24 protein-coding genes are annotated in these 22,578 nt (G+C 45.6%); 18 read left to right on the forward strand and 6 right to left on the reverse strand.

Going from position 1 to position 22,578, the window contains the following annotated elements:
• The first annotated feature begins 59 nt into the window (after positions 1-59).
• From QT716_RS01700 to QT716_RS01720, 5 genes are all read left to right on the forward strand, one after another.
• Positions 60-887, forward strand: a complete 828-nt coding sequence (locus QT716_RS01700) for a tryptophan-rich sensory protein (RefSeq protein WP_317933992.1) — start codon at positions 60-62, stop codon at positions 885-887.
• Positions 888-1,216: 329 nt separating this feature from the next.
• A complete protein-coding gene (locus tag QT716_RS01705) occupies positions 1,217-1,846 on the forward strand; it encodes a TetR/AcrR family transcriptional regulator (protein WP_317933993.1) in 630 nt (209 codons plus the stop codon).
• 2 nt (positions 1,847-1,848) lie between these two features.
• The gene (locus QT716_RS01710) at positions 1,849-2,748 is read left to right on the forward strand and encodes an ABC transporter ATP-binding protein (protein WP_317933994.1); all 900 of its coding nucleotides are present in this window, start codon (positions 1,849-1,851) and stop codon (positions 2,746-2,748) included.
• Positions 2,748-4,343: an ABC transporter permease gene (locus QT716_RS01715; protein WP_317933996.1), complete on the forward strand. Its 1,596-nt coding sequence runs from the start codon at positions 2,748-2,750 to the stop codon at positions 4,341-4,343. The genes QT716_RS01710 and QT716_RS01715 overlap by 1 nt, the downstream gene beginning before the upstream one ends.
• 214 nt (positions 4,344-4,557) lie before the next feature.
• On the forward strand, positions 4,558-5,373 hold the full coding sequence (locus QT716_RS01720) for an STAS domain-containing protein (protein WP_317933997.1): 816 nt from the start codon (positions 4,558-4,560) through the stop codon (positions 5,371-5,373).
• A 55-nt stretch (positions 5,374-5,428) separates the two neighbouring features.
• Here QT716_RS01720 and QT716_RS01725 read toward each other — a convergent pair whose 3' ends face one another.
• Positions 5,429-5,716, reverse strand: coding sequence for a hypothetical protein (locus QT716_RS01725; protein WP_317933998.1), 288 nt, complete (start codon positions 5,714-5,716; stop codon positions 5,429-5,431).
• Positions 5,717-5,952: 236 nt separating this feature from the next.
• On the opposite strand from QT716_RS01725, the gene QT716_RS01730 reads away from it, so the two are divergent.
• Positions 5,953-7,461 (forward strand): BCCT family transporter, encoded by a 1,509-nt coding sequence (locus QT716_RS01730; RefSeq protein WP_317933999.1) that lies wholly within the window; start codon positions 5,953-5,955, stop codon positions 7,459-7,461.
• Positions 7,462-7,550: 89 nt separating this feature from the next.
• Here the strand turns inward: QT716_RS01730 and QT716_RS01735 are convergent, their stop codons facing one another.
• Positions 7,551-8,237, reverse strand: a complete 687-nt coding sequence (locus QT716_RS01735) for an N-acetylmannosamine-6-phosphate 2-epimerase (protein WP_317934000.1) — start codon at positions 8,235-8,237, stop codon at positions 7,551-7,553.
• Positions 8,238-8,249: 12 nt separating this feature from the next.
• Entirely contained in the window at positions 8,250-9,800 is a 1,551-nt protein-coding gene (locus QT716_RS01740; protein WP_317934001.1) for a maltose/glucose-specific PTS transporter subunit IIC, read from the reverse strand.
• A gap of 148 nt (positions 9,801-9,948) precedes the next feature.
• Here QT716_RS01740 and QT716_RS01745 point away from each other — a divergent pair, with 148 nt between their 5' ends.
• Positions 9,949-10,743, forward strand: coding sequence for a MurR/RpiR family transcriptional regulator (locus QT716_RS01745; protein WP_317934003.1), 795 nt, complete (start codon positions 9,949-9,951; stop codon positions 10,741-10,743).
• Positions 10,744-10,905: 162 nt separating this feature from the next.
• On the opposite strand, the gene QT716_RS01750 is transcribed toward QT716_RS01745, so the two are convergent.
• Positions 10,906-11,475, reverse strand: coding sequence for a manganese efflux pump (locus QT716_RS01750; RefSeq protein WP_317934004.1), 570 nt, complete (start codon positions 11,473-11,475; stop codon positions 10,906-10,908).
• Positions 11,476-11,846: 371 nt separating this feature from the next.
• On the opposite strand from QT716_RS01750, the gene QT716_RS01755 reads away from it, so the two are divergent.
• The 7 genes from QT716_RS01755 (at position 11,847) to QT716_RS01780 (ending at position 16,916) form a co-directional block, all read left to right on the forward strand.
• On the forward strand, positions 11,847-11,969 hold the full coding sequence (locus QT716_RS01755) for a hypothetical protein (RefSeq protein ID WP_317934006.1): 123 nt from the start codon (positions 11,847-11,849) through the stop codon (positions 11,967-11,969).
• Positions 11,970-12,484: 515 nt separating this feature from the next.
• Entirely contained in the window at positions 12,485-13,405 is a 921-nt protein-coding gene (gene rbsK, locus QT716_RS01760) for a ribokinase (RefSeq protein ID WP_317934008.1), read from the forward strand.
• A gap of 25 nt (positions 13,406-13,430) precedes the next feature.
• A complete protein-coding gene (locus tag QT716_RS16255; RefSeq protein ID WP_398291975.1) occupies positions 13,431-13,880 on the forward strand; it encodes a M20/M25/M40 family metallo-hydrolase in 450 nt (149 codons plus the stop codon).
• A complete protein-coding gene (locus QT716_RS16260; protein WP_398291978.1) occupies positions 13,832-14,143 on the forward strand; it encodes a M20/M25/M40 family metallo-hydrolase in 312 nt (103 codons plus the stop codon). The genes QT716_RS16255 and QT716_RS16260 overlap by 49 nt, the downstream gene beginning before the upstream one ends.
• Positions 14,107-14,634, forward strand: coding sequence for a M20/M25/M40 family metallo-hydrolase (locus QT716_RS01770; protein WP_317934010.1), 528 nt, complete (start codon positions 14,107-14,109; stop codon positions 14,632-14,634). Before QT716_RS16260 ends, QT716_RS01770 begins: the two co-directional genes overlap by 37 nt.
• Entirely contained in the window at positions 14,631-15,551 is a 921-nt protein-coding gene (locus tag QT716_RS01775) for a nucleoside hydrolase (RefSeq protein WP_317934012.1), read from the forward strand. Before QT716_RS01770 ends, QT716_RS01775 begins: the two co-directional genes overlap by 4 nt.
• A 75-nt stretch (positions 15,552-15,626) precedes the next feature.
• On the forward strand, positions 15,627-16,916 hold the full coding sequence (locus QT716_RS01780) for a uracil/xanthine transporter (RefSeq protein WP_317934014.1): 1,290 nt from the start codon (positions 15,627-15,629) through the stop codon (positions 16,914-16,916).
• 14 nt (positions 16,917-16,930) lie between these two features.
• Here the strand turns inward: QT716_RS01780 and QT716_RS01785 are convergent, their stop codons facing one another.
• Positions 16,931-17,923 (reverse strand): LacI family DNA-binding transcriptional regulator, encoded by a 993-nt coding sequence (locus tag QT716_RS01785; protein ID WP_317934016.1) that lies wholly within the window; start codon positions 17,921-17,923, stop codon positions 16,931-16,933.
• A 176-nt stretch (positions 17,924-18,099) separates the two neighbouring features.
• On the opposite strand from QT716_RS01785, the gene QT716_RS01790 reads away from it, so the two are divergent.
• From QT716_RS01790 to QT716_RS01805, 4 genes are all read left to right on the forward strand, one after another.
• Positions 18,100-19,329 carry a NupC/NupG family nucleoside CNT transporter gene (locus QT716_RS01790; RefSeq protein ID WP_317934017.1) on the forward strand — a complete coding sequence of 410 codons (1,230 nt, stop codon included), beginning with the start codon at positions 18,100-18,102 and terminating at the stop codon, positions 19,327-19,329.
• A 337-nt stretch (positions 19,330-19,666) separates the two neighbouring features.
• Positions 19,667-20,812: a PstS family phosphate ABC transporter substrate-binding protein gene (locus QT716_RS01795; protein ID WP_317934018.1), complete on the forward strand. Its 1,146-nt coding sequence runs from the start codon at positions 19,667-19,669 to the stop codon at positions 20,810-20,812.
• 20 nt (positions 20,813-20,832) lie between these two features.
• Positions 20,833-21,087 carry a hypothetical protein gene (locus tag QT716_RS01800; protein ID WP_317934019.1) on the forward strand — a complete coding sequence of 85 codons (255 nt, stop codon included), beginning with the start codon at positions 20,833-20,835 and terminating at the stop codon, positions 21,085-21,087.
• Between the two features lie 29 nt (positions 21,088-21,116).
• Positions 21,117-21,452 carry a hypothetical protein gene (locus QT716_RS01805; RefSeq protein WP_317934020.1) on the forward strand — a complete coding sequence of 112 codons (336 nt, stop codon included), beginning with the start codon at positions 21,117-21,119 and terminating at the stop codon, positions 21,450-21,452.
• A gap of 256 nt (positions 21,453-21,708) precedes the next feature.
• Here QT716_RS01805 and QT716_RS01810 read toward each other — a convergent pair whose 3' ends face one another.
• Positions 21,709-22,563, reverse strand: a complete 855-nt coding sequence (locus QT716_RS01810) for a GNAT family N-acetyltransferase (protein ID WP_317934022.1) — start codon at positions 22,561-22,563, stop codon at positions 21,709-21,711.
• Positions 22,564-22,578: the final 15 nt, after the last annotated feature.

Raw genomic sequence — 22,578 nt, forward strand, 5'->3', positions numbered from 1 at the left:
TTGAAGGGATATCAGGAATAGACTGTATAAGAATAGATTTCAGGAAAAGAGGTGTTTTCATGGGCAGAAGAAGGAAGTTTGAAAAGATGAGCATTATCGTACTCGTTACATATATCTTAATGATTGTGATGAATTACTTAGCCAATGCACTGCCGTTAAACGGCATGACGACCGGAGAAGTATCCGACTTATATAGTAATTTGTTCGCACCGGCAGGATATACCTTTTCAATATGGGGACTCATTTATGTGTTGTTAGCATTTCATGTGATATATCAGTTAGGGTTCTTCCGTTCCGGAGAGCGTTCTGAAGTAAAGCAGCTTATGCAAAAGCTGGCAGTCTACTTCTCCGTTACCTCCGTTGCGAATGCGTGTTGGATTTTGGCATGGCATTACGGATATCTAGTGATTTCAATCGTGCTCATGCTCGTCATGCTGGTCAGCCTGATTCTTGTCAATGGCATGACAGTAAAAGCAGACCTTTCATTTAAAGAGAAATTTTTCATCCGTCTGCCATTCAGTATCTACTTCGGCTGGATTACTGTTGCCACAATCGCAAACATTACCGCATATTTCGTATCGATAGATTGGAACGGATTTGGTCTGTCTGATCAAGCATGGACCATCATCATCCTCCTAGTTGGAACAGCAATCGGAATTTTAACACTGCTGAAAAATTGGCTAGCTTCCTATGGACTTGTTCTCGTATGGGCATATATTGGAATCTACAACGTCCATGTATCTCCTAATGGTTGGAATGAAGAGTACCCAGGTGTCATTTTAACGGTATCAATATGTATTATTTTGTTGGCTGTTCTAAGCTTATGGGTGTGGATAAAACGACCGAATCGAAAGAAGCGTAAAGGGAAGATGCGATCTTTTAGATGAGGAGTTACTAGAGAAACTCCTCGTCGTTAAAGTCTAAAAACGTGCGAAGAGGCTATATAGAGATGACGTTGGAACTTAGTTTGAGGGACGATAATACGTTCTTTATGAAAAAGTTGAATGAAATTGAAAGAATTATGAAAGTTTCGCTCATTAACTATACCTGAAATTATGCACAATAATTTTGTGTGGACCTTCATAATTTCGGGGTGTTGAATATTCAGAAATTTAATAGACTGCCTGGGTAGAAGTATGATATGCTTACTTCGACCAAGGTGGTCTATTTATATACTATAAAATCGACCGACATGGTCTATTGAGGTGTAATTAAATTGAAATCTTTTGATATATTAGATGAAACGAAGAAAAAACGAATCTTGGATGCAGCCATCAATGAGTTCGCTGAAAACTCTTATGAACAGGCTTCCACCAACCGGATCGTTAAAAGTGCGCAAATTGGTAAAGGGATGCTGTTTCACTATTTTAAGACGAAACAATCTTTATATGAATACTTAATAAGTCATGCCATACAGATAATGGAGGAGTTCTCGGTACTCTATATCGATGATTCTGAACCGGATTTCATCGAGCGGATGAAAGGCTCAGCTAAGTTAAAAATCGGAATTTATGAACAGCATCCGGATCTCTTTCATTTCATCGGGCAAGTCATGTTGGAAAAAGAGTCAAAAGTTCCTGCCACACTCGCTCATCGATTGCATCAGATGCAGCTTGAGGGTATGGCGAGGATGTTCAATGGAATTGATACGGAGAAATTTCGTGAAGATGTAGATTCTGATGAAATCTTGAAATTGATTGGCTGGTCGATTGAAGGATATTCGCAGGAGCTGCTTGCCAAACTCGATGGTCAGAATTTTGCTGAGTTAGAATTGGAACCATATTGGAAAGAATTTTATGCATTTTTGGAAATGCTGAAGAGAATTTATTATAAACAGGAGGTATGAAGATGACGATTGTCGACGTGAAGGGATTGACGAAGACGTTCGGTAAATTTACAGCGCTGGATGGCGTCGATCTTGAAGTGAAGAAAGGAGAAGTATTTGGATTCATAGGACCAAACGGCGCGGGCAAGTCGACGATGATTCGTGTTCTCCTTGGGATGTTGAAACGGGATGCGGGCGTGGCGACGATTTTTGGCCGCGACGTTTGGTCGGATGCGGTTGAAATCCATCGGAAGATTGCATACGTTCCTGGCGATGTAAATTTGTGGCCGAATTTGACGGGCGGAGAAGTGATTGACTTATTTGCGAGTCTTCAAGGGGATGTGAACACCATGCGTCGCGATGAATTGATTGCTAAGTTTGACCTCGACCCTTCTAAAAAGTGCCGAACGTATTCAAAAGGAAATCGTCAAAAAGTGGCTCTCGTGGCGGCGTTTGCCTCTGATGCTGAATTGTTCATCCTTGATGAGCCCACGTCCGGCCTGGATCCTCTGATGGAACGTGTCTTCCAGCAATGTGTGGAAACGGTGAAGGCGGCAGGGAAAAGTGTGCTGCTGTCGAGCCATATTTTGTCTGAAGTGGAACGCCTATGTGATCGGGTTGGGATTATTCGGTCAGGTAAGTTAGTGGAGACGGGGACGCTCGCGGAGTTGCGTCATTTGACGAGATCGAAACTATACGTTGAAACGAAAGTGCCAGTGAAAGGGTTGGATAAATTCAATGGAATCTATGCGCTCATGAATTCCGGGGATGGCTGGAGTTTCGAAGCGGATGCAGCCGAACTGAATGGAATCATGACGCATTTAAGTACGTTTGGTATCAAACGATTGGAAAGTGCACCGCCGACGCTTGAAGATTTGTTCATGCAGCATTACGGAGAGTCGATTGTTGAAGGTGATTCCTGATGGGCAAACTATTTAAGAAATGTGGTCGGTTGTCAGTCTTCATTCTAAAACGGGACGCCATTCGATTAGTGCTTTGGGTCGTTGGGATTGCCGCAGTCACGCTATCGGTTCCGCCCGCTTTTCAGGAATTGTATCCAGCGCAAGAACAGCGGGATGCGATGGCAGAAACGATGCGGAATCCAGCTATGACGGCAATGGTTGGTCCAGGTGATTTACAGCATTATTCAATTGGCGCCATGACTTCGCACCAAATGATTCTGTTGACGGCGGTTGCAGTTGCGATTATGAATATTTTACTTGCAGTGCGTTTTACTCGAGCTGAAGAAGAAGCTGGTATGACGGAAATGATTCGCTCGCGTCCAGTAGGGAGGCTGGCTTCACTTGCATCTGCGGTAGTGGTATTACTAGTGGTAAATGTTGTGCTGGCACTCGTCATTTGGTTAGGACTCTTCAGTTTAGGAATTGAAAGTATCGGGATGCAGGGAGCATTTTTGTATGGAGCTGCACTTGGGGCGGTTGGATTGTTTTTCGCCGGGATATCAGTTGTCTCCGCTCAGCTTGCGGAAAGCGCGCGCGGTGCGACAACATTGTCGATGTTGGTTTTGGTTGTAACGTATTTCGTTCGGGCGGCTGGGGATGTAGCTGATTCTGGGCTTTCCTGGTTGTCACCATTTGGGTGGGTCACTAAAGTGCAGCCGTTTAGTGTAAATAACGGCTGGCCCATTGTGCTGCTCGTTTTGTCTGCTTTAGTTGTTTTAACCGTAGCAGCCGTGTTGCAGAGCAAGCGAGATGTTGGAGCGGGATTCATCCCGGCGAGGCCTGGAAGAACGCGTGCATCGGCATCGTTGACCAATCCGTTCGGACTCGTTTGGCGCTTGCAACGGACAGGGACGATTATTTGGGCGATTGGGTTGGTAGTGCTTGGTATATCTTATGGCTCCGTAATGGGGGATCTTGAATCGTTTTTTGATGGAAATGAACTGCTTGCGAATATGCTTGCGGGTGACTCGAATCTTTCGGTAGCGGAACAATTTCTGCCGATGCTTATGCTTGTGATGGCTTTCATTGCAACGATTCCTAGCGTGTTGGCTGTTCAGAAGATCGTCAGTGAAGAACGAAATGGACGAATTGACCATGTGCTTGGCCGCCGTATTTCGAGGACTAAGCTTGTCCTTTCGTATATCGGGTTTTCAGTGATGGTTGGGATTGTGATGAATTCACTGGCTGCAACGGGTCTATGGCTGGCAAGTCAGAGCGTGATGACAGAGCCGTTTACGTTCGCAACAGTGATTGGCGCGAGTGCAATTTACATTCCTGCTATTGTCATAATGATTGCGTTGGCAGTAGTGGTGATCGGAATTGTACCGAAGGCGGGTTCGCTTATTTGGCTATACATTGTCTATGCTTTCATCACGTTGTATCTTGGCAGTCTGTTTCAAATCCCAGAGTGGGCGACGCGTCTCTCTCCGTATGGATGGGTTCCTGAATGGCCGACAGTCGCGATGGATTGGACGGCGGAAATCGGATTGCTGGTGGTCGCGATATTGTTGGGTGCAGTTGGAGTGGCTGGCTATCGGAAACGGGATATTGGATAGGTGAGAATTGGTTCTGCATCAAAAGTTCGTGAATGTCCGGCAGTATAGCAGGGTCCCCCGATAATGGACCGTGTTTCTCATTCACGTCTCAGTATTTCTTACTGCTTGAAGACCAACCGTTATCGTGCTCGGACTCACTGAAAATGGTCAAAGTCGCTATTAACCTAGTAAGTGGGGTATACTAACTCCAACAAATTGGATGAGGTGTACCTATATGAAACGAGTCGATGATTTTATTGAATATATTAACGTGCATAAGGATAAACTTGCTCAAGATGTAATAGACCGTGTTTGCGTTCAATTCAAAGACCCTGCTTCCGAAGAGGAGAAAGACAAAGCGTTGCTTACTTATATCGACTTATGGGGATTTTTAGCGGATTCACTGGAACAAGAAGATGTTAAAGCGCCGGATCGATTAGTGGAATGGAGTATTGGCAACGCGGAGATGCAAGCGCGCAAGAAGCATCGCATTTCAGTTGTGGTAAATCGTTATCCGCCAACACGGGATGTCTTCGCGGATATGCTATATGAAATTTGTACAGAACTCGACATGCATCTAAAAGAATATGTGAATATCAATAAGCTTATCAATCGATTATTGGATATCAGTTTAAGCGAAACCTTTCTAGCATATGAACAGTTGACGGATCGATATCGGGATGAAGCAGAGCGTGAATTGATCAAGCTGTTAGCACCCATCGTACCTGTTCAAGACGGTATCGTTATATTGCCGTTCATTGGGAAAATTACAGACGATCGAGCAGAAGCGATACTGGATACTATTTTGCCGAAAATTGCAAAACTTCATGTGGAAACCGTCATCTTGGACTTTTCAGGATTATGGTCGATAGATGAGCGGGTCGCCCGATCTTTACAGCAAATTGAAGGTGCTCTCAGCTTAATGGGAATTGAAGTCTACATAACAGGTTTACGCCCTGAGCTCGCGCAAACCATTGTGAATTCAGGAAGTGCACTAGTGGGTAAAGGCTATTTCATCACCGTAAAACAAGCACTTGAGCAACTTAACTAATAGAGAAAAAGCCAGACGCTGAAAAACGTCTGGCTTTTTCTCTATCTATGGTTGCTCAATCATTATAAGTAAGGAGTCTACTCTGTACAGTGAATTCGTCTTCAGTAAGCAGTCCGGATTTTCGTAAGTTTTCAAGGCGTTTCCATTCTTTTGATAAAAACTCTTGCCGAGGCGTTTGTCGTATGTATTTTGGCTGATTTAGCCGTTTTGAATAGTTTTTGATGAAACCAAAGGCTATGTATAAGGCACAGCAACCTAAAAGTATTACGAACCCTAAAGAAATCGATTTTGTAAAACCCCACGTGACGAACAGAACGAAAATACCAAGAACAGACCAGCTCATGTAGTTCAACCTCCACTGTATGATAAGACTATCTTATCTATTATTTGCATTAGTGTATACAGTCATAAAGAACTATATATCGACACAAAAGACGACTTTTCAACATGAAATGTTCACATAAGTCCACAAATAATTGGTGAGGTGAATACCTGGTGAAAACTTTAAGTTTATAGTTGTAGGATAGGGGTAAAATCAGTTAGCGCACAAAAACGTAAAATGAGAGGAGGGCAACCGTTGTGAAACAAGTTACATCCGTTTTTTGGTATGCTCTGATTGGCTGTTTGGCATTAGTGGTATGGGGATCTGTTTCACCAGATACATTAGAAAATAGTACGACTGCGATTACTTCAAGCATTGCAAATCTGTTTGGCTGGTATTATTTATGGCTCGTAGCGGCTATCGTCGTGTTCTGCTTTTATTTAATCTTTTCGAAGTTCGGTCATATTAAATTAGGAAGTAAAGATACTAAACCCGAATTTAGCTTACTGTCATGGTTTGCAATGCTTTTTAGTGCAGGTATGGGAATCGGAGTCGTTTTCTGGTCAGCAGCTGAACCTGTTACGTATGCATTTAAATCGGCACCTGTCGGAGAGATTGGGACAGATGTGGCCATCAAGGACTCGTTGAAATATACATTCCTGCATTGGGGAATCAGTGCATGGGGCATTTACGCCATTGTTGGCCTAACATTAGCCTATTTTAAATTCCACAAAAATTACCCCGGATTGATCAGCTCCACGATGATTCCTCTATTTGGAGAAAAACGAATGACTGGTGTATTCGGTAAAATAATCGATATATTAGCCGTGCTGGCAACCGTGATTGGGGTAGCCGCAACATTAGGATTTGGATCCGCACAAATCAATGGCGGACTCCATTACTTGTTCAACACCCCGAACACATTTTGGATGCAGCTCGTTATTTTAGCGATTTCCACGGTGCTGTTTATGATTTCCGCATGGTCAGGAATTGGGAAGGGCATAAAGTACTTAAGTACGGTTAATATGGGACTCGCGTTCATTTTGTTCTTACTGTTATTCATCATGGGCCCGACGCTTTATATCCTGAATATGTTTACAAATGCATTTGGCAGCTATGTGACAGATCTAGTTGAAATGAGTTTCCGTTCGGCACCGCAAAATGCAACAAGTCGTGAATGGATTAACAACTGGACATTATTCTATTGGGCATTCTGGATATCATGGGCTCCGTTCGTAGGTTCTTTCATCGCACGGATTTCAAAGGGAAGAACCATCAAAGAATTTCTGCTCGGTGTGCTTCTTGTCCCGTCATTCGTATGTTTCATCTTTTTCGCGATTTTCGGAGCTTCTTCACTCAACATAGAGAGCAAGGGACTCGCAATCCTATCCGATATGCCGATTGAAACAATGACGTTCGGGATGCTGGAACAATATCCGCTCGGATTCTTCATGTCCATATTAACGATAATTGTTATCGCCATCTTTTTTGTCACGTCAGCAGATTCTGCGACATTCGTTCTGGGCATGTTCACAACAAATGGAGTGTCCAATCCAGCACAATCCGTTAAATTGGCGTGGGGAATTGTGCAGGCTGCAGTTGCAGCAGTAGTGGTCTATTTTGGAGGTACGCAAGGGCTGCAAAATACCGTCATCATTTCTGCGCTGCCATTCTCCATCATAATTATTCTGATGACCATTTCCTTTTATAAATCTGTTAGCGCAGAGGTTAGGGAAGAGGATTCCGCTGTAAAAGGAAAGAGTTGAGTGTAAGTAATTGTTCCGAACAATGCAGTAAAGGCGCACTTAAACTTGAAACACAAAAAGCCACCCGATTACGGATGGCTTTTTGTGTTTCAAGAAGTTGTGCGAGAATTTTTTAATTCATTAACAAATGTACGGGTGATGTCGCGGGGACGTGTAATGGCGCCTCCGACAACTGCTGCATAGACACCTAGCTCGAATACCCGTTTTAACATATCGGGTGTCGCAATATTGCCTTCAGCGATTACGGGTGCAGTCACCGCTTCCAACACTTCTTTTAAAAAGGCGAAGTCATTGTTGTACACCTTTTTACCGGTAGTATCAGCCGTATAGCCATGCAATGTCGTTCCGATATAGTCGAAGCCTAGCTGATCCGCGTGAATCGCTTCTTCCACAGTCGCAATGTCCGCCATAAGTTCAACGTTGGGTGCAGTTTGTCGTACGTATTGGACTAATTCTTGCAGCGATTCTGCGGGACGCGCAGCTAGGGTTGCGTCCATTGCAATGACTTCACAGCCGCTTGCAAGTAATTCATCCACTTCTGTACGAGTGGCTGTAATGTAGACGTCTGAACCCGGATAATTCCGTTTCACGATGCCGATTACGGGAAGTGATACTTCTTGCTTAATAGCTGAAATATCTTCTTTCGAATTGGCGCGTATCCCTTTTGCCCCTCCTTGGAACGCAGCAAGTGCGAGCTTACTCATGATGAAAGACGAGTGTAACGGTTCGTCTTCCAACGCTTGGCAAGAGACGATTAAGTCTGATGGTAGATGCATGTTGTCTCCTCCTTATGCCTCTAGTTCTTCTTCAACTTCGTTCTTAATAACAGAAACTTGCGGTCCATAGACGACTTGGACGCCATTTCCGTTCATAATAATCCCTTTACTTCCAGTTGCAGTGAATGCATCTTTGTTCACGAGTTCAGCATCCTTAACAGTCACACGCAACCGCGTAGCGCAATTATCTAAATCGATAATGTTATCTTTACCGCCAAACGCATCGATAATCTGATGTGGACGGCTTCCTTGAGGATCGATGGATGGCTGCGCAGCGCCAGATTCCGCCGGTTTTTCATCTTCACGGCCGGGCGTTTTGAAATTGAATTTCTTAATCATGAACTTGAACACGAAATAATACAGGAAGAACCAGATAATCCCGATAGGAATGACAATCATCCAGTGCGTTTTCGCCTGTCCTTGTAAGACCCCAAAGAGGATGAAGTCGATAAATCCGCCAGAGAATGTCTGGCCGATCGTAATGTTGAATATGTCCGCCATCATGAACGCAAGACCATCAAAGATTGCGTGGACCACGTACAATGCAGGTGCAATGAATAGGAATGAGAACTCAAGCGGTTCTGTAATTCCTGTTAAGAATGACGTTAGCGCGGCAGAAAGCATGAGACCGCCGACAACTTTTTTGTGCGCGGGTTTTGCAGTGTGGTAAATCGCAAGCGCCGCACCGAGAAGTCCAAACATCATTGTGATGAAACGGCCAGACATGAAGCGGGACGTGCCTTCATAGAACTGGGTTGTAGAAGGATCACTCAACTGTGCAAAGAAAATGTTTTGGGTTCCTTGTACGAGCTGGCCGCCGATTTCAAGCGAACCGCCGAGACCGGTTTGCCAGAAGGGCAAGTAGAAAATATGGTGTAATCCGAAAGGTCCGAGCATACGGAGAATGAATCCATATAGGAACGTTCCGATGACGCCTGTTGCGTTGACCAAGTTACCAGCTTCTGCAATCAGATTCTGGAATAATGGCCATACAAGATACATGATAGCCCCAAGAATGATGGATGAAAATGCAGTCACAATCGGAATGAAGCGTGAGCCGCCAAAGAAGCCTAAATACTGGGGCAGCTCAATCTTATTAAATCGATTGTGCAGCATACCGGCCATGATTCCGACGACAATACCGCCGAACACACCCATTTCAAGCGTTTGGATCCCGAGTGCTGTCCCTTGTCCGACAGCGGAAAGGTTATCAGCGGCAATTGAATCGGTGATAATCAGGATCGCGTTAATGGTCGCGTTCATGACCAAGTAGCCGACAAGTGCTGCGAGCGCAGCTGTTCCTTTATCAGACCGGGCAAGACCGATTGCGATCCCGACTGCAAAAATGACAGGGAGGTTCGCGAAGACGATACTGCCTGCGCTGCTCATTATAGTAAATAGTGCTTGTAAGAAAGTCTGATCTAAAATCGGATACGAACTGATCGTATTCGGGTTGGATAATGCACCACCGATTCCGAGAAGTAATCCGGCGGCAGGTAAAATCGCGATGGGCAACATGAACGATTTCCCGAACTGTTGCGCCTTACCGAAAAAGTTTTTCATTTCAAATGCACCTCCTGGAAATATTTTTATCAGAATAGCAAACGCTTTCACATATGTCAATGGGTGATTATTGACTATTCCGTGGGTGTCGGTGTTTTTAGGCTGTGCTATGATGAAAGAAAGACCGAGCTGGGAAAGGATTTGGATTATGGATTTCGAAAATCGTCTGCAAAAGCATCGCGCAGAGTTCACGGAAAATGACCGTAAAATTGCAGAACACTTGTTGAATGAAAAAAATATTGCTCAGAAATCGATTACAGATCTAGCGGAAGGGATTGATGTATCGCCTTCTAGTATTACCCGTTTTTGCAAAAAAATCCGGTTTGAAAGTTTTCAGCAAATGAAGTACGCATTGCTTGCTGCGCGCTCTGAAAAAAGAACGAATGACGAAGAAGTGGAGCAGATTGCTAATTATTACATGTCTATTATTTCTTCCACGCAGCAATTCCTGGACCCAAAACAAACTGAACGTATTGCAGCCAACTTAATCGATGCCGATCGCGTGCTGTTTTGCGGTATCGGCAATTCAGGATTGATAGCCGAAGAATTCAACAGTCGAATCGAGCGAATGGGCATCGATTCCACGGCAGTTACAGATGCTCATGCAATGGTTATGAAAAGTACTCTCTTGCGTAAGGAAGACGTCTTCATGTGTTTTTCGTACACGGGAAAGACCCAAAGCGTATTGGACGCCACCCGGCAAGCGAAAGATTGCGGTGCAAAAGTTATCGTAATTACAACAAATACTGCGGAAGAGCTGACTGCGCTCGCGGATGAAGTGGTGCTCATTGCGAACCATGTATTTGTCGATGATTTGAAGTTCATCAACACACAAATCTCAAGTTTGTTTTACTTGGATGTTCTGACCTATCGATTATTGGAAAACGAAAGGTTAATGGAGCAGCGAAACAAGACGTTAGATGCTTTGAAGCGGTTTGGGTGACTTATTACGTTGTAGAAAAATAATTCATCGTGCGCTGAAGACTGCCGAATTTAGTGGACTTATTTTTGAAGAAGTGTTGAACGCACTCCTATATGTGAACACGACAAATAGCTCGTACCCTCTGCCAGTGAGGATGCGAGCTATTTGTGTGAGATGAACTCTTTAAAAAAAGATCTCGGCGCAACCGATGACAAGCAACAAACCCCCTGCAATGCCTGCGGGATACCGGCCAATCCACGTGCGGGCAAGCAATGTCCCGAACCGATGGCTGCCGCCGATTGTGATGAATGAAAAGAATCCGACTGACAAAATTGTCCCGATAATGGAACTGCCGCTGACGCCCATGCCAAACCCAGCTGCAAGACAATTGGCGGACAGTAAAAAGCCAAGTGGCAATGCTTCCCGAACGGAAATGACACGGTCGCCATCGATATCCGCAACGGTCGGATCTTCATATGGGCTCGGTTCTGCAGCACGCGGCTGAAGCAACATCCAAATTCCAATCGCACATAGCAAAAGTCCGCCTAAGATGTCCGCGGTATTGACGGTTATATACGTCGTTACCCGTTCACCAGCCACCATCGCGGCAAACGTGACGACCATCGAAACAAGCGCAATCGTCACATTCGAGCGAAGTGGAATCTTCGTCTTGCGAATACCATACGCCAGCCCAATCCCTAAGTTATCTAAGTTGGCAGCAATGCCAAGAAAAATCACCATAATCCACTGCATTGTCGAGCCCCCTCGGTATACCCTGCAGTATATGCAGGGCAAATGGCGAGAAAGGGGCGGCTGTAGGGGGCAGGTTTTAAAACAAGCGAAGCGCTGCCAATTAATCCCTTAACCGCGGTTGAATTGTGCAGGCGGGGAACCTATCGGGCGGGTTGGCAGCTGAAACGGGCGGGTAGCATAGGGAATCGGGCGGGTAGCCGATTAAAACGGTCGGGTTATAAGGGTAATTGGGCGGGTGATTAAATGAATCGGGCGGGTAGCTCAACGAATCGGGCGAGTTCATCAATTCCATTACGCAGCGGGGTAGCCCATCCTTGAAACGCGCGAAGCGCCACCAATTAATCCCTAAACCGCGGTTGAATTGTAGTCTATTGCCGATTAATTCGCCCATGTTGCCGATTCTGCACTTGAAAGTGCCGATTCACCCGGGCATCATGCCGATTCCACTCACGAAATTGCCGATTCCCTCACGCAGCGGGCTAGCCCATCCCTAAAACAAGCGAAGCGCTACCAATTAATCCCTTAAAAGGGCTTGAATTGTGTCTGCTTATCGAGAAACTCTACGTAGTGTCGGAGAAATGCTCAGTAGTGATCGAGAAGCACGTGCCAATGTCCGAGAACACACTCGCTATGTCGTGCAACCCTTTTGATTTGTCGAAGAACATTAGCCCTGCCCTCAACGCGCGAAGCGCTACCAATTAATCCCTAACGCATGCTAAATTGTGTCTACTTATTGAGAAACTTCGCATAGTGTCGAAGAAATCCCGCGAAGTGATGAAGAACCCTATTCCAATGTAGGACAAACCCCCGCCAATGTAGGACAACCCCAGCCAAGTGTCGAATAACAAAAAATGAGCTCCACCCCAAAACCCAACTGCTCACTATTGACCGAACACTCAAAAAGATCACCCCCACAACACTAAAAAGCATTGCTCAACTAAATTCTCTGTGCTATTCTATAAATGTGTAATCGGTTACACATGGAAATGAAATTCCTGTCTACTACAACTTGAAAACAGGTGATGAATTGAAGAAGCGTATTGTCGTTGTCGGCAGTTTGAATATGGATATTATTATTTCGACGAATCGTCTGCCGCAAATCGGAGAAACGATTTTGGGCAATGAAGTCAACTACTTGCCAGGTGGCAAAGGCGCCAACCAGGCGGTCAGCATCGCGCGTTTAGGCGGCGACGTCTCGATGATCGGGGCAGTGGGACAAGACGAATTCGGGAAAAGTTTATTAGAACAAATGGAACAAAACCAAGTAAATACGGAGTTTATCGACCAAGTCGAAGACGTCAAAACAGGTATCGCGGATATATTCCACGTCAATCATGACAACTGTATCATCGTCGTTCCTGGTGCGAACTTCACGTTAACTCCAGACAAAATCACGCCTGAAATGGAACAGCTTATTTCCGAGGCGGATGTACTTCTCACGCAACTTGAAATTCCTATAGAAACAGTTCAAAAAGTTTTAGAAATCGCAAACAAAAACAGTGTCACGACGATCCTGAATCCAGCACCTGCACAGACACTGCCCGCAGAATTGCTGCAGCTCGTTGACTATTTGACGCCGAACGAAACAGAATTCGCATTACTCGCAGAACACACTTTGACCACAAATGACGAACTCGCAACACTCATGAAAAAGTGGGAAACAACCTATAACCAAACGCTGATCGTCACTCTTGGCGAGCAGGGCAGCGCGTACTTACAAGACGGAAACCTCGTCATTACGCCTGCGCAAAAAGTGAAAGTTGTCGATACGACAGGCGCCGGAGATTCTTATAACGGAGCACTTGCTGTCAGCATTGCACAAGAAAAGTCACTCCCAGAAATGGTCGCATTCGCAACAAAAGTCGCTGCGCACGCAGTTACAAAATTCGGCGCACAAGACGGTATGCCTTACACCGCTGATTTGGATTAATTCTCAACAAAAAGGAGACGGACCAATGGAAGCGATTTCTGTTCAATGGATCGAAGAACGCCTCGACGGGTATCTCCGAGACACATACAAACACTTGCATATGCACCCTGAATTAAGTAAAGAGGAAACGAATACGCAGCTTTTCATTCAACAAGAACTCGACCGCATCGGCATCGAACACAAAGCGATGGCAAAAACGGGCGTTTGCGCGGAAATTACAGGAGCGAATCCAGGGAAGACGATTTTAATGCGCTGCGACATCGATGCATTACCGATCGAAGAAGACACGGGACTGGAATATAGCTCAAAAAACAAAGGTACGATGCACGCGTGTGGTCATGATGCGCACACGACAATCGGACTTGCAATTTTAACCATTCTGAAAGAGCGCAAAGACGAGTGGAACGGAACAGAACAGTTAAAATTATGTTCCAACCGACGGAAGAAGCGCAGCCAGGCGGAGCGAAACCGATGATCGAAGAAGGAATCCTCGAGAATCCTAAAGTCGATGCGGCAATCTGTCTACATACGAATCCATTCCTTGCTCCAGGGACTTTTGAGATGAAACCGGGATACATGCTAGCGAATACGGACCGCGTGTACATTACGCTTATCGGTAAAGGCGGTCACGCAGCGGCTCCTCAACAAGGAATTGACGCGATTGCGATGGCGGGTCAATTTGTTACAGGCGTCCAAAAATCGTGTCACGCCAAACATCTCCGCTCGATAACGGGGTAATCACGTTCGGAACGATCAACGGAGGAACAACTTCCAACGTACTTTGCGGACGCGTTGAAATCTCTGGAACGGTCCGTACCATCAAGACCGAAACTCAAGATAAAATCGCTTCTCAACTTGAAGTATTGCTTCGCTCAATCACTGATTTTTGGGGCGGATCGTATGAATACAACTACAGCAAAGGCTATCCAGCGAGCTGGAATGACCCTGAACTGACAGATGTGTTAACGAAGTCCGTCACAAAGACATTCGGAGACCAAGCCGTTGTTGTCAATGAACACCCGTATATGAGTGGCGACGACTTCTCGATTGTTGCAAGTGAAGTTCCATCCGTCTTCATGTATTGGGGAACGGGTTCATCCGAAAAAGAGAATTTCCCTTGGCATAACGCACACTACCATGTGAACTTGGATGCACTGAAATATGGCGTAGCGACAGGCTTACATTGCATTACCGAACTACTAGAATCTGAAAAGGTGGGACAAGCATGAAAAAAGTGATTATTGACGTAGACACAGGAATTGACGACGCAATCGGAATCTTGCTTGCGGAAAAAAGCGGAGAAGCGGACATCCTCGGCATTACGACAGTGAACGGCAACACGTCTTTAGAACAAGCGACGCTCAATACACGTAAAGTGACAACATTGCTCGGCCGTGATGACCTGAAAGTAGTTCAAGGGGCATCCCGTCCCTTATTGCGCGAACCGTTCTTCGAAGTCAGTGTCCACGGGAACGACGGAATCGGCGGCGCGTTGAAAGACATGGACGTAGAAATCCGGGATGAAGGCTTTGCACCGGACTTCATCATCGAACAGGCGAAGCAGCATCCTGGGGAAATTACAGTGATTTTGTTAGCACCACTTACAAACATGGCGCTTGCACTCCGTAAAGAGCCGCGTCTAAAAGAATGGTTGAAAGAACTTGTCATCATGGGCGGCGCGGTCGACCATCCAGGCAACATTACTCCGACTGCTGAATATAACATCTACATCGATCCGGAAGCAGCGAAAATCGTGTTCCATTCAGGGATTCCGATTACGCTGGTTGGACTGGACGTGACTTCGAACACATTGCTGACGAAAAAAGACGTAGAAGCGATTCAAGCAGGACCAGCACGTGATTTCGTTGAAGAATCGACGGTTCATTACATGAATCATTACCTTCAAAGAAACGGGAAAGAAGCATGCTCGATGCATGATCCGCTTGCAGTGGGCGTTGCACTTGACCGATCACTTGTGAAAACTGAAAAATACTTCGTCGACGTCGAAACGAAAAGTGAACTGTGTGACGGACAAACCGTTTGCGACTTCAAGAATTATACAAAGCGCGAACCGAATGTGGACGTTTGTTTAGAAGTGGATGACGCACGATTCATCCAGAAGCTCGTGGATACATTAGGGAAGTAAGTGCTTGTTGTGAGTCTGACGTAGGTTGTCAGGCTCTTTTCATTCAATAAATCGTTAAGAAAGTGGGAACAAAACATGCCGTCTTTATCGAAACCTGCGTTCTCACTTGCAGGCATTCAATGGCTCTTTTTCATGGTCGTCAATACAGTCGTTGTGCCTCTTTCCATTGGATTGGCATTCGGTCTGACAGATGCTGAAACGGCTGGACTGATCCGTACATCATTCATCGTAGTAGGGGCAGCGAGCCTATTGCAGTCACTCATTGGACACCGCTATCCGCTCCTTGAAGGTCATGGCGGCATTTGGTGGGGACTCGTGCTCAGCTTATGCGCATCCGCACCTGCAATGGGTCTCAGTTATTCAGAGCTCGGAGGGAGTTTAGCCGTAGGGATGCTGCTCGCAGGAATCGTGACAATCATTCTTGGAGCGATTGGTTTTACAGAACTGCTCCAGAAAATATTCAACCCCATTGTTTTGGTCATCTACTTATTCCTGCTGTCATGCCAGCTGATTCTGTACTTTTTCAAAGGAATGATGGGGATTGGTGATGGCGGGGCTATCAATCTGCCCGTTGCGCTTCTTTCAGTGATCATCGTCGTAGCCGTACTCGTCATGTCCATGATGGGAAGGGGAAGTATCGCCAATTTCTCTATACTGATCGGCATGCTGGGCGGTTGGGTCGCATTCGTCCTGTTCTTTGGCAATGAAACCACGCCAACCAGTGGCGGCACGCTCTTCAAATTGCTTCCATTGGGTGAACTGAAGCTGCATATCGGAATCATCGTCACGGCATTCATCGCAGGGCTCATCAATATGGCGAATTCACTCGTTGCCATCTCGACCGTGGAGTCTTTGTTCGAAGAACGCACGACACTCAAGCAATACCAAGCATCGTATTATGTGACAGGTGTTGGAACCATTGTCGCTGGATTATTTGGATTAATTCCCTTCGGACCCTATTCGTCATCTATCGGGTTCTTACAAAGCACTCGTATTTTTCAAAGAGGTCCGTTCATCCTGGGCAGCGCGCTTTTCATTGTACTCGGTCTGATACCCGCACTTGGAGGGTTTTTCTCGACCATGCCAGAAACTGTGGGGGATTCAGTGTTGTTCGTCGCATACTTACAACTATTTAGCACAGCAATCCGGAACGTCAGAAGACTGCCGCTCGACAATATTTCCATGCACAGAATTACGATTCCTATGCTCGTCGGACTCAGTATTTTAAATGTACCGCCTGAAACCTTCAGTGCATTCCCGGTTATGCTGCAGCCACTTATAAGTAACGGTTTGTTAGTCGGGGTGCTGCTGTCGGTCATCATGGAACTCGCATCACGCAACAAACTAAAGGAGCTCACCCAATAATGGGGAGCTCCTTTTTAGTTTGTCATAGTCGATTGTTTGGCGATCAGCGTCACCGGAAAAACTTGATCGGTCAGAATATCGGATTCTTTTCGAATCAATCCCATCAACGAATCCATTGCCGTTTTCCCAAGTTCGGAAATCGGCTGCGCAATGGTCGAAAGTTCAGGGGTCATCATTTCAAGGCCAATGCCGTCAAATCCAATTACTTTCACGTCCCGCGGTACGTTTTTACCCGATTCTTGTAATGCTTTCAGCGCACCGGCCGCCATAAGATCGTTACTGGCAAATATGCCATCGAGATCAGGATGAATGCTCAGCAGCTCGAGCATCGCAGTGTAGCCGCCGTGCACGGTGAAATCACTGTATCCAATCAGGCTTGGCGTGAACCAATCAGTGCCGCGGCTTGCATTCTCAAAGCCTGCTGTCCGTTCTCTGGAAGAAGTAATCGACAAAGGTCCGCATATGTGGGCGATTTTTGAGCATCCCCGCTCGAGTAAATGCTCGACAGCCAGTTCACCACCGCGCTCGTTTTCAACGGTAAGGGAGACGACAGAGTCACTCGAAAACACATTATCTATGAGAATGACTGGAATGGATTGTTTTTGTAAACTGCTTAAGTGTTCAGGTTTTATGCCATAGGAGGAAATGATAATTCCATCCACTTGCTTATGAAGCAGGGTGTCGATGTATTTTTGCTCTTTCGCAGAGTCATTATCGGTATTGCACAACATAACGGTATAGCCATAGTCATTCGCTGCGTCTTCAATCGCTCGCGCAAGTTCAGGGAAGAACGGGTTCAAAATATCAGGAACCATTAACCCGATCGTAGCCGTCTTCATGCCAGCTAGACTTCTGGCAATATTATTCGGACGGTAATTAAGCTTTTCAATGACCTCGGCAATCGTCTCTCCAGCTTCTTTGCTGACGTAGCCATTCTTGTTTAAATACCGGGAAACAGTTGCGACAGAAACGCCCGCTAACTTACTCACATCTTTTATTGTAGCCATCGGTTTCACCTCTGTTATGTTATCGTTTACACAAATATACCAATATTCATGAAGTCATACAAGATGTTGTAAATAGTATGTCACAATTTCTTATTGGCGCTCCTATTCAACCTGTGTTAAATTATATGAAACCGATTACACATTGTTTCATAATCCAATTAATAGAGGAGAATCTAATGAATATCCTAACTGGCCTACTTGGATGCCTCGTCATCCTTTTCATTGCTTTTTTGCTCTCTGACAACAAACGTAAAATCAATTACCGTGTCGTCGTAATTGGAGTTGCGATGCAAATCTTCTTTGGTTATCTCGTCTTAAAGTCTTCAGGAGGACGAGCAGTTATTGAAAAGTTTTCTGGCGGTGTCCAAAATGTGATCCACTATGGTAACGAAGGACTCGCATTCGTATTTGGAAGTCTTGCGGATTCATCTGCTCCAACAGGTTTCATCTTTGGCATCCGAGTTGCGGCGATGGCGATCTTCGTTACGGCACTCATTTCTCTTCTCTACCACTTTGGCATTATGCAATTCTTCGTACGGATCGTTGGCGGGGGATTGGCTAAAATTCTAGGGACAAGCAAACCGGAATCACTCACTGCAGCGTCTAATATTTTCTTAGGACTACAAGAAGCACCGGTGATTATTAAACCATATATTAAAACACTCACGCGTTCTGAACTGTTCGCTGTCATGGTTGGGGGACTCGCATCCGTCGCAGGCGGCACGATGCTTGCATACGCAGCACTCGGTATCCCTATCAATTACTTGCTGTCCGCAAGTTTCATGGCAGCACCTGCAGGACTTGTATTCGCAAAAATCTTGATTCCTGAAACAGAAGTACCGAAAAACGTTGGGGACGATGAACCGAAAGAATTGATCGGCGAAGGCGGAGTGAAGCCAGGCGCAATCGATGCAGTCACAAAAGGTGCTGCGGAAGGATTGAAAATGGCCGGACTCATTATCGCGATGCTGATTGCCTTCATTTCACTTCTCGCGATGGCGAACGGAATTCTGGGCGGAATCGGCGGCTGGTTCGGCCACCCGGAAATCTCGATTCAGCAGATTTTTGGTTACATCTTCTCACCACTCGCGTTCGCAATGGGCGTTCCTTGGTCTGAAGCGATGACAGCAGGTAACTTACTCGGTCAAAAAGTGATCTTGAACGAGATGGTCGCGTTCACATCATTCCAGCCGATGATCGAAGCCCTGTCGGACAAAACCGTCGCGATCCTCACGTTCTCATTATGTGGATTCGCAAACATCGGATCTCTCGGAATCCTAATCGCCAGCATGACAGCATTTGCCGAAAACCAACGCGCAGTCGTTGCGAAATTAGGCTTTAAAGCAGTACTCGCAGGTACGCTCGCAAACTTAATGAGCGGTACGATCGCTGGTATGTTTATGTAAATGAATTATAGAAAAGCACTCGCAGCCGCGAGTGCTTTTTTGGTGCGCAAATCGCCACTAGTCAAGTCTTTGACACGGGGTGAATTGTGTCTACTTATCGAGAAACTTCGCGTAGTGTCGAAGAAATCACTAAAAGTGATAAAGAACACAAGTTGAGTGTAGAAGAATCCGCTCCTAATGTCGGACAACTACCCACAAGTGTCGGACAAGCAAACCCTATATTAAATCCAAACTCAAATCACCAGCCATCCCCACAAACAAATAATCTGCCTATTGACGCAAGAAACGAATGGTGTAATAATACACTAAATGAACCAAATAGAAAGGGGCCTATCCAATGGATGTATTCAAATCGATCATCCTATTCATCCCGCTCGCCATTATTACGTTTTTTGCGGTCGTGCTCACTTTGTTACAAGGACAAATTCAGTACATCCCGCTCATTATCGCAGTGCCGACAGTCACCTACCTGCTCGCGACATTTCTATTGCTCAAGTTTTTCAAAACGAAACGTCGAATTCTTGCATTCAGCATAATCGCAGGCGCAGCGCTTATAGTGACAGCCATTGTGCCAATCCGGGAGTCCTACAAACAAAGCATGCCAACTGTCAGCGCAGAAATCGACGTCTACCAATACGAACCTTTCAGAAACCTAGACAGTCTCGCTAAACTCGATCATCCTGCGACTCTGAAAATCCAAGAACCAGTTCCGAAACTGGATGGGGCAACTGCGCTGTATCCACTTTACGCGTCATTCACAGAAGCGCTTTATCCTAAAAAAGAGTATTATCCGACAGACAGTGACGTCATGGTGAATACAACGCCCGAAGCGTACAACAATTTACTGAACGGCAGTGTGGACGTCATTTTTGCCGCAGGTCCTTCAGACGGGCAAAAGAAAACGGCGCAACGTTTAAAAAAGGAAATGCAGATGACACCAATCGGCAAAGAAGCATTCGTCTTTTTCGTCAACAGCAACAACCCAGTCGACAGTTTGACCGTTCAGCAAATCCAAGATATTTATGCCGGCAAAATCACCAACTGGAAAGAGGTCGACGGGAATAACGAAACTATTCGGGCATTTCAGCGTCCCGCAGACAGCGGCAGTCAGACAGCCCTCGAACGCTTCATGGGCGATGTACCAATCATGAAAGCACCTGAGGAAAATGTCCCAGAAGGAATGGGTGGCATTATTAAAGAGGTCTCCACTTATCGGAATTACACAAACGCAATCGGCTTTTCATTCCGCTACTATTCGATGGAAATGGTCGGCAATGATCAAATTAAGTTAATTCAAGTGGAAGACATTGCTCCAACAAAAGAAACAATTCGTTCAGGGGAATATCCAATTTCCTCGGAATTCTATGCTGTAACAGCAGGTACGAAAAATCCGAACGTACAGCCATTAATCGATTGGATTGTTTCAGATGAAGGCCAGGAACTCGTGGAGAAAACAGGGTACGTTTCGTTGGATGAACACTAATTTCAAAAGGAGAGAGGTCGATGGCCGAGCCACTATCCGCAACGTTAGCAGTTCTATTGTTTCTAGGCACATTCGCCGTTGGACTCATCACAGTAGTGAATGAAGATTACCTTCAACTCCCATTCATCGTGACTGTCCCAACGGTGTTCTTCTTACTCGTTTCTCTCATTCTCTATAAATGGTTCATAACCAAAACCAGATTCTTTACCTTCATGGTCATCGCAGCAATCGCTCTCGCAGTAACCTATCTAATTGCAAATGGCGCATCCAACTAAAACAAACCACCAAGAGGAGCACGAAGCTCATGAAACGCAAACAAATGCTTACAAACTTCCAAAAAATGATGCACACCAGCTATACAATTAATGACAAGCTTTTAGTGAACTTGGTTTTGTCTGCCATCCTATTCGTCATACTAGCAGTACCCACTGTCTTCGGTTACATGATTTTATACTTAAGCAGTCTGACGCAATTCATCCCTGCGCTCTTTGCAGGAGTGTTGTTTCTATTCAGTGCATTCGTTTTGTATAACTTCAATCTGTTGAATACAAAGCGACGTGTGCGCACATTTGTGTTCATCGTAATTTTATTGGCAATCTCAGCAGCCATTTGGCCGATTTACGCAGCCTGGTCAAATTAAAAAGTGCAGCCCCAGTCGGTTTCCCGGCTGGATTTTCATTATTTTTCCCAATGGCAGTTGTCATGAGTGGGGGACGTTACTCTCCGGCTATCTTCGTAGCAGCACTTTGATGGGGCTGATAACAGCCCGCAGAAACGCCCGGATTCCCATTAAAGGAAATCCGGGCGTTATCCGATTAACCATTTCTAACTTCAAAAAACTACAGGTTCCACTTCCGCTACTTCAGAACAAAGACTTTTCACCAGCACTTCCAGCATCACCGGCAAACGGACAAACGCGCTTTCAATAACCCCATATCCACTTCATAGTAATCCTGACGTTGCTGATGCACGAAACCTACTCGTTCGTATAGTTTCAGTGCGTTATCGTTTTTTGTTTCTACGTCCAGTTTGATCGTGTTACCGGTTGGGATTTCCTGTTTCACAATCCATTGCAGTGCTTGGCTGCCGTAGCCTTTGCCTCTGGAATCGGCAGTGATTGCGAATCCAGATAAGTACGATTCATCCAGACTGCGCGTGACCCGGATTTTACCGACTGAAGATCCATCCGCTTCGATGATATAACGGCGTTCTTTCGCCCGGGACAGGCGTTCAGTATAATAGGACTCCGCGTCCGCAAGAGATAGGGAGAAGGCTTCGGCGTCCAAAGCGATTTCAAATACTTTATCTTCTATAGTAGATTCCCGCATGGTGATGTCTATTGTTTCCGCGAGATCTTGTTCGTTCCAATGCATATGGAACTCAGAGAATGAATAATCGCATGGCTGATCGGCAAGCCACCCTTTTGCAGAGTCGGAGGTTCCGGGTGCATTAAAGAGCACTTTGTCAAAGTCGTTATGTTGAATTACCTTCGACGCTTGAGACCACAGTTTCGAGAAGTAACCGTTCCGGCGTTCAGACGGTTTTACCATGCCGCACACTTCGGCTGTTGAACCAAACCCATATAACGCTAGATAGGCAATGAGTTCATCTTCCTTCCACATAAAGAAGTCCAGTGAGTCATCTTTCCTTTCGCGAAGCATATCCCAATTCAATTTCAATTCGATTTGGTCATAATCTTCGCATTGTGTTTGTAACTGCTGAATTCTTTTAATCTGTTTATCCGATAACATGTCGGGCCTCCAATG

It is taken from the genome of Sporosarcina aquimarina (genome assembly GCF_033253705.1).
Classification (GTDB): domain Bacteria; phylum Bacillota; class Bacilli; order Bacillales_A; family Planococcaceae; genus Sporosarcina; species Sporosarcina aquimarina.

Bases quoted from the DNA above. Each gene is read 5' to 3' on its own strand.
- QT716_RS01790 (WP_317934017.1), top strand. From the start codon at position 18,100: ATGAATATCCTAACTGGCCTACTTGGATGCCTCGTCATCCTTTTCATT.
- QT716_RS01720 (WP_317933997.1), top strand. From the start codon at position 4,558: ATGAAACGAGTCGATGATTTTATTGAATATATTAACGTGCATAAGGAT.
- QT716_RS01735 (WP_317934000.1), bottom strand. From the start codon at position 8,237: ATGCATCTACCATCAGACTTAATCGTCTCTTGCCAAGCGTTGGAAGAC.
- QT716_RS16255 (WP_398291975.1), top strand. From the start codon at position 13,431: ATGGAAGCGATTTCTGTTCAATGGATCGAAGAACGCCTCGACGGGTAT.
- QT716_RS01715 (WP_317933996.1), top strand. From the start codon at position 2,748: ATGGGCAAACTATTTAAGAAATGTGGTCGGTTGTCAGTCTTCATTCTA.
- QT716_RS01780 (WP_317934014.1), top strand. From the start codon at position 15,627: ATGCCGTCTTTATCGAAACCTGCGTTCTCACTTGCAGGCATTCAATGG.
- QT716_RS01745 (WP_317934003.1), top strand. From the start codon at position 9,949: ATGGATTTCGAAAATCGTCTGCAAAAGCATCGCGCAGAGTTCACGGAA.
- QT716_RS01810 (WP_317934022.1), bottom strand. From the start codon at position 22,563: ATGTTATCGGATAAACAGATTAAAAGAATTCAGCAGTTACAAACACAA.
- QT716_RS01795 (WP_317934018.1), top strand. From the start codon at position 19,667: ATGGATGTATTCAAATCGATCATCCTATTCATCCCGCTCGCCATTATT.
- QT716_RS01700 (WP_317933992.1), top strand. From the start codon at position 60: ATGGGCAGAAGAAGGAAGTTTGAAAAGATGAGCATTATCGTACTCGTT.
- QT716_RS01740 (WP_317934001.1), bottom strand. From the start codon at position 9,800: ATGAAAAACTTTTTCGGTAAGGCGCAACAGTTCGGGAAATCGTTCATG.
- QT716_RS01800 (WP_317934019.1), top strand. From the start codon at position 20,833: ATGGCCGAGCCACTATCCGCAACGTTAGCAGTTCTATTGTTTCTAGGC.
- QT716_RS01710 (WP_317933994.1), top strand. From the start codon at position 1,849: ATGACGATTGTCGACGTGAAGGGATTGACGAAGACGTTCGGTAAATTT.
- QT716_RS16260 (WP_398291978.1), top strand. From the start codon at position 13,832: ATGTTCCAACCGACGGAAGAAGCGCAGCCAGGCGGAGCGAAACCGATG.
- QT716_RS01725 (WP_317933998.1), bottom strand. From the start codon at position 5,716: ATGAGCTGGTCTGTTCTTGGTATTTTCGTTCTGTTCGTCACGTGGGGT.
- QT716_RS01785 (WP_317934016.1), bottom strand. From the start codon at position 17,923: ATGGCTACAATAAAAGATGTGAGTAAGTTAGCGGGCGTTTCTGTCGCA.
- QT716_RS01805 (WP_317934020.1), top strand. From the start codon at position 21,117: ATGAAACGCAAACAAATGCTTACAAACTTCCAAAAAATGATGCACACC.
- QT716_RS01750 (WP_317934004.1), bottom strand. From the start codon at position 11,475: ATGCAGTGGATTATGGTGATTTTTCTTGGCATTGCTGCCAACTTAGAT.
- QT716_RS01775 (WP_317934012.1), top strand. From the start codon at position 14,631: ATGAAAAAAGTGATTATTGACGTAGACACAGGAATTGACGACGCAATC.